Here is a 14,112-nt window from a genome sequence, read left to right as displayed (position 1 = left end):
GTTGCCGACGGCCGACGGATGATCCGCGATCGCGCGAAGTTGGCTGTGGCGCATCGTTCCGTGATCAGAGAAGATCTTGAAAGAGGGCCCGCACTGTCGGGCACCGGGTTCCCCGGATAACCTCCCAGTCATGTCCCGCCATGTCGCGATCGTCACCGATTCAACGGCCTACCTGCCGCGGGCGGCGCTGGAGCGCCACGGCATCACGGCGGTCCCGCTGACCGTCGTCCTCGGCGACGAGGCCCTGGAAGAGGGAACGGAGATCTCGGCCAGGTCGGTTGCCCAGGCACTGCAGAAACGCAAGTACGTCACCACCTCCCGCCCCGCTCCGGAGGCGTTCGCCGAGACCTACCGTGAGGTCGCCGCGGCGGGCGCGAGCGGCATCGTCTCGCTCCACCTCTCCTCGGAGTTCTCCGGCACGTACGACGCGGCGGTACTGGCGGCCAAGGAGGCGCCGGTCCCGGTCCGCGTGGTGGACACCGGCATGGTCGCCATGGCGCTGGGCTTCTGCGCCCTGGAGGCCGCGGAGGTCGCGCAGGCCGGTGGGGACGTCGACGAGGCGGTCGCCGCGGCCGAGAAGCGCGCCGAGGGGACCTCCGCCTACTTCTACGTCGACACCCTGGAGTACCTGCGGCGCGGCGGCCGCATCGGTGCGGCCCAGGCCCTGCTGGGCTCAGCGCTCGCGGTCAAGCCCCTGCTCCAGCTGGCCGACGGGCGTATCGAGCTGCTGGAGAAGGTCCGCACCGCTTCCAAGGCCATCGCACGCCTGGAGGAGATCGTCGCGGACCGGGCGGGAACGGATCCGGTCGATGTCGCGGTCCATCACCTCGCCGCGACGGAACGCGCCGACGCACTGGCCGACCGCCTCCGCGCCCGCGTACCGGGACTGGCGGACCTGCACGTCAGCGAGGTGGGCGGGGTGATCGGCGCGCACACGGGCCCGGGACTGCTCGGGGTCGTGCTCTCGCCGCGGTAGACGGGGCACCGGTTCTTCCTCCCGGCTCGTACGGCTTCATCGGCGAAGTGTTTTTCTCCCCCGAGCGATCGCCCGGGTGACCGGGTTATCCACAACTCCCCGGTTATCCACGGAATTCGACGTTGATCGACGGGATGCGCGAAATCTCTCTAGCGTCGTCGTCATGACTTCGCGATCTCGCACATCCGCCCGTGTTCCCGCCCCCGCCCCCGACTCCGACTCAGACTCCGACTCCGCCCCCGACTCCGAGCGGCCGGGCCGTCCACCGGACCGTCCACCGGGCCGCCCGCCGGATCCACCGCCCCCGTCCGGCTTCTCTTCCCGGACTCCGACGGTGCGCGCGATCCCGGCGCCGTCCCGCTGGCGGACCGCGTTGCAGGAGCGCCTGCCGCTGTGGCTCCAACTGCGCTGCGGCACGGACCCGAAGGCGCTCGTCGCCCTCGGCGTCGTGCTCCTGATCGCCGTGGCCTTCGCCGTCCACCACTTCTGGTCCGCCCGCCCGCAGGCCGTACGGGCGCCGGCCACCCAGCACGCCTCGATGCCCGCCGCTGGCGGCACCCCGGCCGCGGCAGGCGTGCCGTCCAGTACTCCGGACCGCCGCGTCGTCGTGGACATCGCGGGCAAGGTGCGCCGCCCCGGGCTCCACCGCCTCCCCTCGGGCGCCCGTGTCGCCGACGCCCTGCGGGCCGCGGGTGGCGTGCGGCCGGGCACCGACACCCGCACGCTGAACCGTGCCCGGCTCCTGGTGGACGGCGAGCAGATCGTCGTCGGAGCGCCGGGCGCCGCCCCGCCAGGAGCGGGCGGTCAGCCTGCTTCCGGTGGCGCTCCGGGCGCCGCGGGTGCCGCAAGCACTTCGAGCGGCGCCTCGGGCGTCGGCGCCACCCCTGCCGGACCGGTCAGTCTGAACTCCGCGACCGCCGCACAGCTCGACACCCTCCCCGGCGTCGGACCCGTACTGGCCCAGCACATCATCGATTTCCGCACCCAGCACGGCGGCTTCACCTCGATCGACCAGCTGCAGGAGGTCAACGGCATCGGTGACCGCCGCTTCGCCGACCTGCGCCCCCTGGTGCAGCCATGACCATTCCCTCCTCGCCGGCCGCCACGTACGGCCCGGCCGACCCGCACCCCGCGGCCGACACCCGGCCGGAAGGGACCGACTCGCCGCAGGCGCCACCGCCTGGCCCGAGGATGGAGCCCGGCCCGAGGGTGGACGGTCCGACGGGGGAGCCGGCCGGTCCGACGGGGGAGCCGGCCGGTCCGCGGACGCAGGGGCCGGTGGAACCACCGGACGCGGGCTCCGCGGACCTGCGACTGGTCGCGCCCGCGCTGGCCGCCTGGGGAGCCGCCGCGCTGGCCCTGGACGCGCCCGTCAGCGCGCTCGTCCTGATCGGCACGGCCGCCCTGGCCCTCGCCGGTCTCGTGCTCCTCCGGGCCGTGCGCCGTCGGGCGGGAACACTGGTCGCGGTGGCCGCAGTGCTGCTGTGCGCGGTGGCCGGTGCGGCCTCGGCGGCGCTCCAAGGCGCCGACCTGCGGCGTGGCCCGGTGCCCCGGCTCGCCCATCAGTACGCCCAGGCCACCGTCGAGTTGGAGGTGATCGAGGACCCGCACCTCGCCCGGCAGCGCGAAGGCGGCGCCCAACACATGCCCGCCGCTGTCGTGTTCGCTGCCGAGGTACGACGGGTCACCGCCCCGGACGGTGCGGTGACCGCGACCCGTACCCCGGTGCTGGTCGTCGTACCTCAGCAGCCCCAACAGCCCCAACAGCCCCAGCAGACCCAAAAGTCGCAGCAGACCGAACGGTCCCAGCAGTCCCGACCGGCCCCGCAAGGTGCCGCTGTCACCGGCTCCTGGCGTTCCCTTCTCCCGTCGACCCGCATCCGGGTCGAGGCCCGGCTCGCGCCCCCGCTGCCGCCCGCCGGCCGCACGGCCGCCGTGGTGCGGGTGGCGGCCGACGCGCCACCGCCCCGGCGGATCAGCGGCCCCACCCCCGTCCAGCGTCTCGCCGGCTCCCTTCGGGCAGGCCTGCGCGAGGCGTCCGAGGATGTGCGGCCCGATGCCCGCGCCCTGCTTCCGGGGCTCGTCGTGGGCGACACCTCCCGCGTGACCCCGGAGCTGGACGGCGCCTTCCGGGCCACGGACCTGACGCATCTGCTCGCCGTCTCCGGCAGCAATCTCACGATCGTGCTCGTCCTGCTCATCGGCCCGCCGCACCTCGCCGTGCGCGCCGAACGCCGTGGGATCGCGCCCCGGCTGGGCCTGTCCCTGCGGACCACGGCGATGATCGGCGGCGCGGTCGCCCTCGCCTTCGTCGTCGTGTGCCGCCCGGACCCCAGTGTGCTGCGCGCCGCCGCATGCGGCCTGATCACCCTGCTCGCCATCGGCTCCGGCCGCCGCCGTACGCTGCTGCCCGCGCTCGCCGCCGCCGTCCTGCTGCTCGTCCTCTACGACCCCTGGCTGGCCCGCAGTTACGGCTTCCTGCTCTCCGTACTGGCCACCGGCGCGCTGCTCACCCTCGCGCCGCGCTGGAGCGCCGCTCTGCAACGCAGGCGCGTGCCGCCCCGCCTCGCCGAGGTGATCGCCGCGGCCGCCGCCGCGCAGGCCGTGTGCGCGCCGGTGATCGCGGTGCTCGCCGCCCGCGTCGGACTGGTCGCCGTACCCTGCAATCTGCTCGCCGAGCTGGCCGTCGCCCCCGCGACCGTGCTCGGGTTCGCGGCGCTGGCCGCCGCGCCCCTCCTGCCGCCGCTCGCCGCCGCGCTCGCCTGGTGCGCGGGGTGGCCCACGGAGTGGATCGCGGCCATCGCCCGTACGGGAGCCGCGCTGCCCGGCGCCGAGTTCGGCTGGCCCGGCGGCTGGGCCGGGGGCCTCCTGCTGGCTGCGGCCATCGCCGCCCTGGTACCGGTCGCACGAGCCTTGCTGCGGCGCCGCCGGTTGTGTGTCGTCTGCGCCCTGCTCCTGGTCGTCCTCGTCGTCCGCCCCGTGCCGCTGACCCGGATCGTCACCGGCTGGCCGCCTCCGGGCTGGCGGCTGGCGGTGTGCGACGTCGGTCAGGGGGACGGTCTGGTGCTCGCGACCGGCCCGGGCAGCGCGCTGGTCGTGGACACCGGCCCCGACCCCCGCGCCATGGACCGCTGCCTGCAGGAACTGGGCGTCCGTCGGATCCCGCTGCTCGTCCTCACCCACTTCCATGCCGACCATGTGGACGGCCTCACCGGGGCACTGCGCGGCCGCGGCGTCGGCGCGCTGCAGACCACCGTCCGGGACGACCCGCCGGACCAGGCCGCGTCCGTACGCAAGGCCGCCGCGGCGCACGACGTACCGGTGGTCCGGGCCATGCCGGGGGAGCGGCGCAGGACCGGCCCGGTGACCTGGGAAGTCCTCTGGCCCCCACCCACCGGCTTTCTGCCCGAGGGACCGAACAACGCCAGTGTCACGCTGCTCGTACGCACTGCCGGGCTGAGCGTTCTCCTGCTCGGTGACCTCGAACCGCCCGCCCAGCAGGGGCTGCTGGCCGCGCACCCCGGGCTGCGCGCGATCGATGTGCTCAAGGTGGCGCACCACGGCTCCGCCTATCAGGACCCGGCACTTCTGAATGCGCTGGCGCCCCGGCTCGCAGTGATCAGCTGCGGTGCGGAGAATCTGTACGGACATCCCGCTCCCAGCACCGTCGCCGCGCTGCGCATACAGGGCGCCAGGGTGCTGCGTACGGACACCGACGGCGCGATCGCCGTAACGGGCAGTGCCACCACCGGCCTCGCGACCGTCACCAGCAACGGCCGACGCCGACCCCCGACACACCGATCCCCGACACGCCGATCCCCGGCACACCGACCCCCGACGCCCCCTTCTGCATCACCCGGGCGCTTTGCGCGCAGGCGGTCGGCCGTCAGGGACGGCATACCGGTCAGGGACGGCATACCGAGGCCGACAGGCTCCGGTCGTCGGCGCAGGGCACGTGCTTGTACATCCGCATGACGTTCTTCGCGGTGTCGGAGCTCAGGTAGGTCAGGAACTTCGCGGCGAGCGAGCCGTCCGCCGGATGTCCGTAGGTGTAGAGGAACTCAACGGTCCAGAAGGGGTATTCATGCTGCTGTCCCCACTCGATGTCGGGCTCGTGCCCGTCCAGCCGGATGGCGACGACGTGCGGCCGCTTGGCCGCCGCGTAGGTCTCGGCGTAACCGATCGCGCCTTCCACCCGGTCCACCGTGTCGAGCAGCCCCGTCGTGCTGTTCACCTCGCAGCGCGTGACCCGGGCCCGCTCGTCCCGGTCCTTGCCGGTGCAGTCGTACGACGACACCACGCCCGGCTCCGAACGGTGCAGCACGGTCGTCTCGAAGGCCCGCCGGGTACCGGAGTCCGCGTCGCGGCCGACGAGATGGATGGCGAGGTCTTTGCCGCCCACGTCCTTCCAGTTGGTGTAGGTGCCGTCGTAGATCTTCCGCACCTGGTCGAGGGTGAGGTTGTCCACGCCGGTGCGCTCGTTGACGACCAGGCTCAGCAGGATGACGCCCACCCGCTCGCCCTGCAGCCGCCCGTAGATCGAGGGGGCGGGCACGTCGGACATGGCGAGGAAGGACGGGCTGCCGGAGCGCGCGGCGCGCCCCGCGCGGTTCAGGTTGGCCAGACCGGAGAGGCTGCCGCTCTTCGCCACCTCGATCCTGGCGCCGGGACAGCGTGCCTGGTACTGCCGGGCGATCTCCTGCATCGGGGGAGCGAACGCGGTGGAGCCGTCGATGGTCAGCCGCCCGGTCGCGCATTCGGCGCGGGCGGGCACGGCCGGGGTGCTGAGCAGCAGACCGCCCAGCAGCCCGACCAGGACGATGAAGAGGCCGCCGAGGGCGAGGCTCGGCTTGCGCGGTCCCCAGCGCTGAGTGTTGCGGCGGATCCGGCCGCCGCTGAGGAAGCCGCCGACGACCACGTCACCCCGGGCGTGCGTCCGGCGGCCGTCCGTGGTGTCCTCGTCCGCGTCGGAGAGCAGCACCAGCAGCTTGAAGTGGTTACGGGTGTTGAGCGGGACCTTCGGTATGTGCAACCGGTTCCCGCTGTACCGGAGCCCGGCGCCGGAGCGGGTCAGCATGCCGATGAGGTCGGCGGGGTTGGCGTCCGGTACCTCGACGCCGATGACCGTGCGGCCGGTGAACTCCACCGTGAGCGGTTCCTGGTAGTCCTGCCGCACGATGTCCTTGCTGCCGTCGTTCTCGATCCGCAGCAGCGCCAGCGTGGCGTCGGTGATCTCCTGTTCCTGTCTCAGGAGTCTCAACTGCACGAGACTGTGGGCGTCCTGGGGGTTCATGCCGATCGGCGTGTCCATCTGGACGCGGTAGCCGATGCGTTTGCGTCCGGGCAGGAAGCGTTCCACGGCCCAGATCATGGCGGTGACCACGAGGCCGGCCAGGGCCAGGATGGTCTCGGTGTCCGGCATGCCCATAGCGACCTCGCAGAGGAGAAGAGGGAGGAGAAGAGAGCAGAGGAAGGGGGGAGAAGGGCGGGGAGAAGGGCGGGGAGAAGGGCGGGGAGAAGGGCGGGGAGAAGGGGACGCCTGGGGTGATGCCCGCACTGTAGGGAGGCGTCTTCGCGGCGGAGCACGCTTCGGCAAGCCTTCACCAGAGGTTCAGCCGCCGGCCGTCGGAGCCGATGGAACCCGGACCTGTAAACTCCAGAATATGAGGATGAGTGAGGGCGTCGAGTGGGGGCTGCACTGCTGCGTGACGCTGGCCTGGCTCGGCGACGAGCGGCCCGTGTCCACGGCGAAGCTGGCCGCCTCCTTCGACCTGCCGGCCGCGTACCTCAACAAGCGTCTTCAGGCGCTCGTACGGGCCGGGATCCTCAGCTCGACGCCGGGCGCGCGGGGCGGCTTCCGGCTCGCCCGGCCACCGGAGGCGATCACACTCATGGACGTGGTGGCCGCGATCGAGGGGCCGGACGAGGCGTTCCGCTGTACGGAGATCCGGCAGCAGGGCGCGGGCGCCGAGGTGGCGGGGCGCGACTTCCGGCAGCCCTGCGGCATCGCCACGGCCATGCGCCGGGCCGAGCTGGCCTGGCGCCGTGAGCTGGCGGCACAGACCCTCGCCGACATCCTCGCCGCGGCCCCGGCCACGGCGGCGGACCGCACCCGCCGCTGGTTCGCGACGGAAAGGACGGGCAGCTGATGGAATCCGACCCCACGAAAGCCGCTGACGCGGCGAAAGCCACCGACGCGGCCACGACCACGACCACGGCTACCGACGGAGCGAAGGCCACCGACGCGGCCAAGGCCACGGACACCGATGGAGCGAAGCCCACCGACGCTGCCGGGATCGGGGCCGCCGCCGGGACCGGGGCCTCGGCCGGGATCGGGGCCGCCGCCGGGATAGGGGCCTCCGCCGGGAGCGGGGACATCGAGGCGTATCTGCGGCGGATCGGTGCGGAGCGGCCCGTCGTGCCTGATGCCGAGGCGCTGCGGCGGCTGCACCTTCAGCACCTGCGCACGGTGCCGTTCGAGAACCTCTCCATCCACCTCGGCGAGGAGATCGTCCTCACGGAGCGGGCCCTGCTGGACAAGGTCGTACGGGACCGTCGCGGCGGCTTCTGCTACGAACTCAACGGCGCGTTCGCGATGCTGCTGACCGCGTTGGGATACGACGCCGAGCTGCTGTCCGGCCGGGTCTACGGCGAGGACGGGCGGCTGGGCATCCCGTACGACCACGCGGCCGTGCGCGTCCGCACGGCCGACGGACCGTTGCTGGCCGACGTCGGGTTCGGGCGGCACAGCCACTTCCCGCTGCGGCTGGACACGGCCGAGGAGCAGGCCGACCCGGGTGGCGTCTTCCGGTTCGTGGCCACGGACGAGGGCGACCTCGACGTACTGCGGGACGGGGCACCGCAGTACCGGCTCGAACTGCGGCCCCGGGTGCTCGGCGACTTCGAGGCCGGCTGCTGGTGGCAGACCACCTCCCCGAAGTCGCACTTCACGCAGTCACTGGTCTGCTCGCGGCTGACCGAGGACGGGGGCCGGATCACGCTCTCCGGCCGTACGTTCGTGAGCACCGCGCCCGACGGCAGCCGGACGGAGCGCGAGATACCCGAGGACGAGCTGCTCGCCGCCTACCGCACCCACTTCGGTATGTCCCTCGACCGCACACCGGTCACCCCGTCACCCCGGTGATCGGACGCCTCGACCAGCTAGCTCGGCAGGTCGACGAGACCGGAGAGACCGGCGAGATCGGCGAGGCCGGCGAGGCCGGTCCGTCGGTCGGCTAGGGGCGCTCGGGCTCCAGCCAGCCTTCGTACTCCGCGGCCAGGGTGTCCAGCGTGGCCGGGTCGCAGGCGGCCTCGGGGTCCTCGAGGACGACCAGCCACTGTGCGTCCTCGGCGTCGTCCTCGCCGGCCAGGGCGTCCCGTACGAGCTGCGGCTCCTGGGCCACGCCGTACTCCTCGGTCAGTACCTCGGCCACTTCCTCGGCGGCGTCCCGGTCGGGCAACACCAGTACATGTCGAACATCGCTCACCCCGCCATTCTCCGACAGCGGGGAGCGTGCCGGCCGGGGTGGTGGGCGGGGACCGTGGCGGCGGTCGCGGGCGGGTGTGTCAGTGGGGCGTGGGATGCTGGTCCGCGATGGCCAGGAAGACAGCAAACGACGATCCGCTCGCCTCCGTCACGCTCGCCGTGGGGCAGGAAGAGCTGCTGCTCGACCGTGCGGTCCAGCAGGTGGTGGCGGCAGCGCGGGCCGCCGACGCGGACACCGACGTGCGCGACCTCACGCCCGACCAGCTGCAGCCCGGCACGCTGGCCGAGCTGACCAGCCCGTCGCTCTTCGCCGAGCGCAAGGTCGTGGTCGTGCGCAATGCGCAGGATCTGTCCGCGGACACGATCAAGGACGTCAAGGCGTACCTCGGCACGCCGGCCGAGGAGATCACGCTGGTGCTGCTGCACGCGGGCGGCGCCAAGGGCAAGGGGCTGCTGGACGCCGCGCGCAAGGCCGGGGCGCGTGAGGTGGCCTGCCCGAAGATGACCAAGCCCGCCGACCGGCTGTCGTTCGTGCGGGGGGAGTTCCGTACGGCGGGGCGGTCCGCGACGCCGGAGGCCTGCCAGGCGCTGGTGGACGCCATCGGCAGTGACCTGCGGGAGCTGGCCTCGGCGTGTGCGCAGCTCGCGGCGGATGTCGAGGGGACGATCGACGACGCGGTGGTCGCGCGGTACTACACCGGCCGGGCCGAGGCCTCCAGCTTCACGGTGGCCGACCGGGCGGTCGAGGGGCGCGCGGCCGAGGCCCTGGAGGCACTGCGCTGGGCGGTGTCGACCGGCGTCGCGCCCGTCATGATCACCAGTGCGCTGGCGCAGGGCGTCCGGGCCATCGGCAAGCTCGCCTCGGCGCCGCGTGGCTCCCGCCCCGGGGATCTCGCCCGGGAGCTGGGCATGCCGCCGTGGAAGATCGACCGGGTGCGGCAGCAGATGCGGGGCTGGTCGGCGGACGGCGTGGCGGTGGCCCTGCGCGCGGTCGCCGAGGCCGACGCGGGCGTCAAGGGCGGCGGCGACGATCCGGAGTACGCCCTGGAGAAAGCCGTCGTCACGATCGCCCGCGCGGCCCGCTCCCGCCGCTAGGCCCTGACGGGCCGGTTCTCCGACAACCGCCGGGCCAGACCCGCCGGGCCGGACCCGCCGGGCCGGACCCGCCGGGTTGGTCCCCGCCGGGCCGGACCTGGGCCGGGCCGGATCCCGCCGGGTCGGGCCTGGGCCGGATCGGATCCCGCCGGGACGCCCCGGCCGGGCCGGACCCCGCCGGGCCAGGCCTGAGCCGGGCCGGACCCGCCGGGACGCTTCGGCCGGGCCGGACCTACCCGGCCCAGGCCCGGCAGTCCCGGCAGGTCCGGCCCGTGGCGGGTCTCAGTTCTTCAGCTTCTGCAGGGTCTGGGTGGCGCTTGTGCGGAGCATGGCGGCGGCCTCGTCGGAGGTGGGGTGGTCGGTGGTGTCGCTGCTGCCGGCGTAGCTGGACCAGGTGGTCTCGTACGTCAGCCAGCCGTCGCGCACGCCGAGCACGACGTACGTGCTCTTGCTGTCAGGGGATTCGTCGCGGCTCACGAGGTACGCCTCGTCGCCGATGCCCTGCACGGGCGTGACCTTGTAGTCGTTCGACCCCTGCTGCTCGTACGACCGGTACTGCGCCGCGAATTCGGGTGCCGGGTCGGTCTTCTTGTGCAGGAACGCCTTCGTGTAGACGAAGGTGGAGGAGTAGTCGTCGCTGCCCGCGTCCTCGGACACCAGGTCCGCGTTGCACCACATCGAGTCCAGCGCGGCGTCCTGAGCGCCGCTGGCCTCGGGGTTCTCGGCCGCGCTGGACGAGGTGCTGCTGTCCTCCATCCTGAAGCGCGCGTCCTCGAACGGGGTCCAGGAGGTGGCACCGCAGAGATCGGTCCGGTAGCTGTAGCCGCGCAGGTCAGGGTCGGGCTCGCCGCTGAGGCCGCCGGTGGGGAACAGCACGCCCGCCCAGACGGCCGAGGCGGCCACGGCCCCGCCGACGGCCCACAGCCAGGAGGGCAGCCCCTTGCCGCCACTGCTGCCGCTGCCGCCTGCTCCGCCCGGGCCACTGCCGTAGCCTCCGGGGGCGCCGACGGGTACGCCGCCCGGCATGGTCGGGGCGCCGTGGGCACCGGGGCCGGTCGCCGGGTAGCCGTAGCCGGCCGGCTGCTGGGCGTACGGGTTCTGCTGCGGCACCTGGCCGTACGGGCCCGTCGGCTGAGGAGGCTGCGGTCCCTGCCGGCCTTGCGGTCCGGTCTGCGGCTGCTGAGGTGCCAGAGGTGGTGGAGGCGGTGGGCCCTGGGGAGCCTGTGGCGGCTGCTGGGCGTACGGATTGGGCTGTTCCCCCGAGTTGGACATGGGCGGCAGCGTATCCGAGAGGAATCAGCCACCGCTGCCCCACCATGGCCTGGACCTTTCGCCCCACAGAGGGCAGCCGGGCCCACCGCCGCAGGGGGACCGGGGCCTTCCGCCGCAGGGGAGCCGGGTCCACCGCCGCAGGGGACTGAGGCCTCCCGCCGCAGGGCGACCTGGGCCTTCCGCCACAAGGCGCCGGCCCTCCGCCACAGGGGGAGCCGCCGCCCTCGCACCGGGGCCCACCGCCGCAGGGCAGCCGGGCCCTCCGCCGCAGGGGAGCCGCCGCCCTCGCGCCGGGGCCCACCGCCGCAGGGAAGCCGGGCCCCCACCTCAGGGGACTGAGGCCTTCCGCCGCAGGGGGACCGGGGCCTTCCGCCGCAGGGGCACCGGGCTCACCGCCGCAAGGAAGCCGGGCCCTCCGCCACAGGGGCAGCCGCCGCCCTCGCGCCGGGGCCCACCGCCGCAGGGGCACCGGGCCCTCCGCCGCAGGGGCACTGGGCTCACCGCCGCAAGGCGCCGGCCCCTCCGCCGCAAGGAGAAGCCCGCAAGCCGAGGACCCCGCCTCGCCCTGGGGAAGGGCGGGACGGGGTCCTCGGTGTGTATCGGGTGCGCCGCACCCGCGTGGCGAACGCAGGCCGCGTGCGGCGCGGGGTGCCGGGGAGGAGCGGAGAGAGGGGCCGCTGGGCCCTCACCGGCGGTGAAGCGTGGTGGCTGCCGTACAGGTCAGGACCCGTGACGGCGACCGCGAGGCCTCCGGGGAGGCCTCAGGTGAAGCACCGGAAGGTCAGGCCTTGAGGGACGCGACCTTCTTCGCCAGCGCCGACTTCTTGTTGGCGGCGGCGTTCTTGTGGATGACACCCTTGCTGACGGCCTTGTCGAGCTTCTTGGCGGCCTCGGCCTGGGCGGTGGTGGCCTTCTGCAGGTCACCGGCCTCCACGGCCTCACGGGTGCGACGGATCGCGGTCTTCAGAGTCGACTTGACAGCCTTGTTGCGCTGACGAGCCTTCTCGTTGGTCTTGATCCGCTTCATCTGGGACTTGATGTTCGCCACGAAAGAGCCTTTTCAGGTTCGTTGGGTTCCGGGAGGCCGAGCGGCAGCTCGTCCGTTCCCGGGCTTTCTGCGTGTCGCGTACATGAGAGGGCACGAAACACGGTGGACCAGGCTACCAGCAGGGGTAACGGCCGCCCAAACCGGACCGGAGGCCGCTGTACGGCCGCGCCGGGCCCCGGTGCGGCCCGGCGTCCCCGCGCCTCCCGAGGAGTTTGGGGCCGCGGCTCATGGGACGATAGGGAGGACTGAATGCCCGAGTCCCGCCTACCGCGTTATCTGACCCGCGTTCTCTGAATGGACCTCTGCGTGCCCGCGACCCCTACGAACGTGCCGGAGCCGAGCCGTACCGACCCGGCTCTCATCCGTAACTTTTGCATCATCGCGCACATCGACCACGGCAAGTCGACGCTTGCCGACCGGATGCTCCAGCTGACGGGAGTCGTGGAGCAGAGGCAGATGCGCGCGCAGTACCTCGACCGCATGGACATCGAGCGTGAGCGGGGCATCACGATCAAGTCCCAGGCGGTCCGGCTGCCCTGGGCCCGTACGGATGAGGAGAACGGGCAGACCCACATCCTCAACATGATCGACACCCCCGGGCACGTCGACTTCACGTATGAGGTCTCGCGGTCGCTCGCCGCGTGCGAGGGGTGCATCCTGCTCGTCGACGCCGCCCAGGGCATCGAGGCGCAGACGCTCGCCAACCTGTACCTGGCGATGGAGCACGATCTCCAGATCATCCCGGTGCTCAACAAGATCGACCTGCCGGCCGCCCAGCCGGAGAAGTTCGCCGCCGAGCTCGCGAACCTCGTCGGCTGCGAGCCCGAGGACGTCCTGAAGGTCTCCGCGAAGACCGGTGTGGGCGTGGACGAGCTGCTGGACAAGGTCGTGCGGGACGTGCCGGCGCCGGTGGGCGTGAAGGACGCGCCGGCCCGCGCGATGATCTTCGACTCGGTGTACGACGCGTACCGCGGTGTCGTCACGTACGTGAAGGTCGTCGACGGCACGCTCAGCAAGCGCGAGCGCATCAAGATGATGTCGACCGGCGCCGCGCACGAGCTGCTGGAGATCGGGACGAACTCGCCGGAGATGCAGGCCGCCGACGGGCTGTCCGTCGGCGAGGTGGGTTACCTGATCACCGGCGTGAAGGACGTCCGGCAGTCCAAGGTGGGTGACACGATCACCCAGCTCACCAAGGGCGCCGAGGAGCCGCTCGGCGGCTACAAGGACCCCAAGCCGATGGTCTTCTCGGGTCTGTATCCGCTGGACGGCTCGGACTACCCCGAGCTGCGCGAGGCGCTGGACAAGCTCCAGCTGAACGACGCGGCGCTGGTGTACGAGCCGGAGACCTCGGCCGCGCTGGGCTTCGGTTTCCGCGTGGGCTTCCTCGGCCTGCTGCACCTGGAGGTCATCCGGGAGCGGCTGGAGCGCGAGTTCGGCCTCGACCTGATCGCCACCGCGCCGAACGTGATCTACGGCGTGACGATGGAGGACGGCACCGAGCACGAGGTGACCAACCCCTCCGAGTTCCCCAGCGGCAAGATCGCCGAGGTGCGCGAGCCGATCGTGCGGGCGACGATCCTGACCCCGAGCGAGTTCATCGGCTCGGTCATGGAGCTGTGCCAGAACCGCCGCGGCAATCTGCTCGGTATGGACTACCTGTCCGAGGACCGGGTGGAGATCCGGTACACGCTGCCGCTCGCCGAGGTCGTCTTCGACTTCTTCGACCAGCTCAAGTCCAAGACCCGCGGTTACGCCTCGCTGGACTACGAGCCCACCGGCGAGCAGGTCGCCGACCTGGTCAAGGTCGACATCCTGCTGCACGGTGACCAGGTCGACGCGTTCTCCGCGATCTGCCACAAGGAGAAGGCGTACGCGTACGGCGTCCGGCTGGTCTCCAAGCTGCGTGAGCTGATCCCGCGGCAGGCCTTCGAGGTGCCGGTCCAGGCGGCCATCGGCAGCCGGGTGATCGCCCGCGAGACCATCCGCGCCATCCGCAAGGACGTCCTCGCCAAGTGCTACGGCGGTGACATCTCCCGTAAGCGGAAGCTGCTGGAGAAGCAGAAGGAAGGCAAGAAGCGGATGAAGATGGTGGGAAGTGTGGAGGTTCCGCAAGAGGCCTTCATCGCGGTCCTGTCCTCGGACTCCGACGGTGACTCCAAGGGCAAGAAGTAACGCCGTACGGTGACCGCCGCGTATCGGCGGAGCACCGCTGAGCGGTGCCGGGCGTCCGTT

General features: G+C 72.6%; 11 protein-coding genes. 7 read left to right on the top strand and 4 right to left on the bottom strand.

Annotation, left to right across the window (positions count from 1 at the left end):
- Positions 1–130: 130 nt before the first annotated feature.
- The 3 genes from AAC944_RS13260 (at position 131) to AAC944_RS13250 (ending at position 4,951) form a co-directional block, all read left to right on the top strand.
- Positions 131–976 carry a DegV family protein gene (locus tag AAC944_RS13260; RefSeq protein ID WP_030614664.1) on the top strand — a complete coding sequence of 282 codons (846 nt, stop codon included), beginning with the start codon at positions 131–133 and terminating at the stop codon, positions 974–976.
- A gap of 334 nt (positions 977–1,310) precedes the next feature.
- Positions 1,311–2,057, top strand: a complete 747-nt coding sequence (locus AAC944_RS13255; RefSeq protein WP_063759937.1) for a ComEA family DNA-binding protein — start codon at positions 1,311–1,313, stop codon at positions 2,055–2,057.
- 197 nt (positions 2,058–2,254) lie between these two features.
- A complete protein-coding gene (locus AAC944_RS13250; protein ID WP_368397174.1) occupies positions 2,255–4,951 on the top strand; it encodes a ComEC/Rec2 family competence protein in 2,697 nt (898 codons plus the stop codon).
- Here the strand turns inward: AAC944_RS13250 and AAC944_RS13245 are convergent.
- Positions 4,881–6,398: a PstS family phosphate ABC transporter substrate-binding protein gene (locus AAC944_RS13245; protein WP_196942997.1), complete on the bottom strand. Its 1,518-nt coding sequence runs from the start codon at positions 6,396–6,398 to the stop codon at positions 4,881–4,883. The two genes, AAC944_RS13250 and AAC944_RS13245, sit on opposite strands and share 71 nt — an antisense overlap.
- A 241-nt stretch (positions 6,399–6,639) precedes the next feature.
- Here AAC944_RS13245 and AAC944_RS13240 point away from each other — a divergent pair, with 241 nt between their 5' ends.
- Together AAC944_RS13240 and AAC944_RS13235 are read left to right on the top strand one after the other, a co-directional pair.
- Complete coding sequence (locus tag AAC944_RS13240; protein WP_030614655.1) at positions 6,640–7,125, top strand: RrF2 family transcriptional regulator; 486 nt, start codon at positions 6,640–6,642, stop codon at positions 7,123–7,125.
- A gap of 200 nt (positions 7,126–7,325) precedes the next feature.
- The gene (locus AAC944_RS13235) at positions 7,326–8,120 is read left to right on the top strand and encodes an arylamine N-acetyltransferase family protein (protein WP_438272825.1); all 795 of its coding nucleotides are present in this window, start codon (positions 7,326–7,328) and stop codon (positions 8,118–8,120) included.
- A gap of 91 nt (positions 8,121–8,211) precedes the next feature.
- Here AAC944_RS13235 and AAC944_RS13230 read toward each other — a convergent pair whose 3' ends face one another.
- Complete coding sequence (locus AAC944_RS13230) at positions 8,212–8,463, bottom strand: hypothetical protein (RefSeq protein ID WP_063759935.1); 252 nt, start codon at positions 8,461–8,463, stop codon at positions 8,212–8,214.
- A gap of 107 nt (positions 8,464–8,570) precedes the next feature.
- On the opposite strand from AAC944_RS13230, the gene holA reads away from it, so the two are divergent.
- The gene (gene holA, locus AAC944_RS13225) at positions 8,571–9,557 is read left to right on the top strand and encodes a DNA polymerase III subunit delta (RefSeq protein WP_030614647.1); all 987 of its coding nucleotides are present in this window, start codon (positions 8,571–8,573) and stop codon (positions 9,555–9,557) included.
- Between the two features lie 282 nt (positions 9,558–9,839).
- Here holA and AAC944_RS13220 read toward each other — a convergent pair whose 3' ends face one another.
- Positions 9,840–10,829 carry a hypothetical protein gene (locus AAC944_RS13220; protein WP_368397173.1) on the bottom strand — a complete coding sequence of 330 codons (990 nt, stop codon included), beginning with the start codon at positions 10,827–10,829 and terminating at the stop codon, positions 9,840–9,842.
- Between the two features lie 781 nt (positions 10,830–11,610).
- The gene (gene rpsT, locus AAC944_RS13215) at positions 11,611–11,877 is read right to left on the bottom strand and encodes a 30S ribosomal protein S20 (protein WP_030614640.1); all 267 of its coding nucleotides are present in this window, start codon (positions 11,875–11,877) and stop codon (positions 11,611–11,613) included.
- Positions 11,878–12,183: 306 nt separating this feature from the next.
- Here rpsT and lepA point away from each other — a divergent pair, with 306 nt between their 5' ends.
- Positions 12,184–14,052 (top strand): translation elongation factor 4, encoded by a 1,869-nt coding sequence (gene lepA / locus AAC944_RS13210; RefSeq protein WP_368397172.1) that lies wholly within the window; start codon positions 12,184–12,186, stop codon positions 14,050–14,052.
- The last annotated feature ends 60 nt before the right edge of the window (positions 14,053–14,112 follow it).

The sequence above is a fragment of the Streptomyces sclerotialus genome (assembly GCF_040907265.1).
Classification (GTDB): domain Bacteria; phylum Actinomycetota; class Actinomycetes; order Streptomycetales; family Streptomycetaceae; genus Streptomyces; species Streptomyces sclerotialus.
The sequence above is the reverse complement of the archived record's forward strand: the minus strand, read 5'-3'. Positions and strand labels throughout refer to the sequence as shown.

Coding starts and splice junctions, on each gene's coding strand:
- AAC944_RS13260 (WP_030614664.1), top strand. CDS start 131: ATGTCCCGCCATGTCGCGATCGTCACCGATTCAACGGCCTACCTGCCG.
- AAC944_RS13245 (WP_196942997.1), bottom strand. CDS start 6,398: ATGCCGGACACCGAGACCATCCTGGCCCTGGCCGGCCTCGTGGTCACC.
- AAC944_RS13240 (WP_030614655.1), top strand. CDS start 6,640: ATGAGGATGAGTGAGGGCGTCGAGTGGGGGCTGCACTGCTGCGTGACG.
- holA (WP_030614647.1), top strand. CDS start 8,571: ATGGCCAGGAAGACAGCAAACGACGATCCGCTCGCCTCCGTCACGCTC.
- AAC944_RS13220 (WP_368397173.1), bottom strand. CDS start 10,829: ATGTCCAACTCGGGGGAACAGCCCAATCCGTACGCCCAGCAGCCGCCA.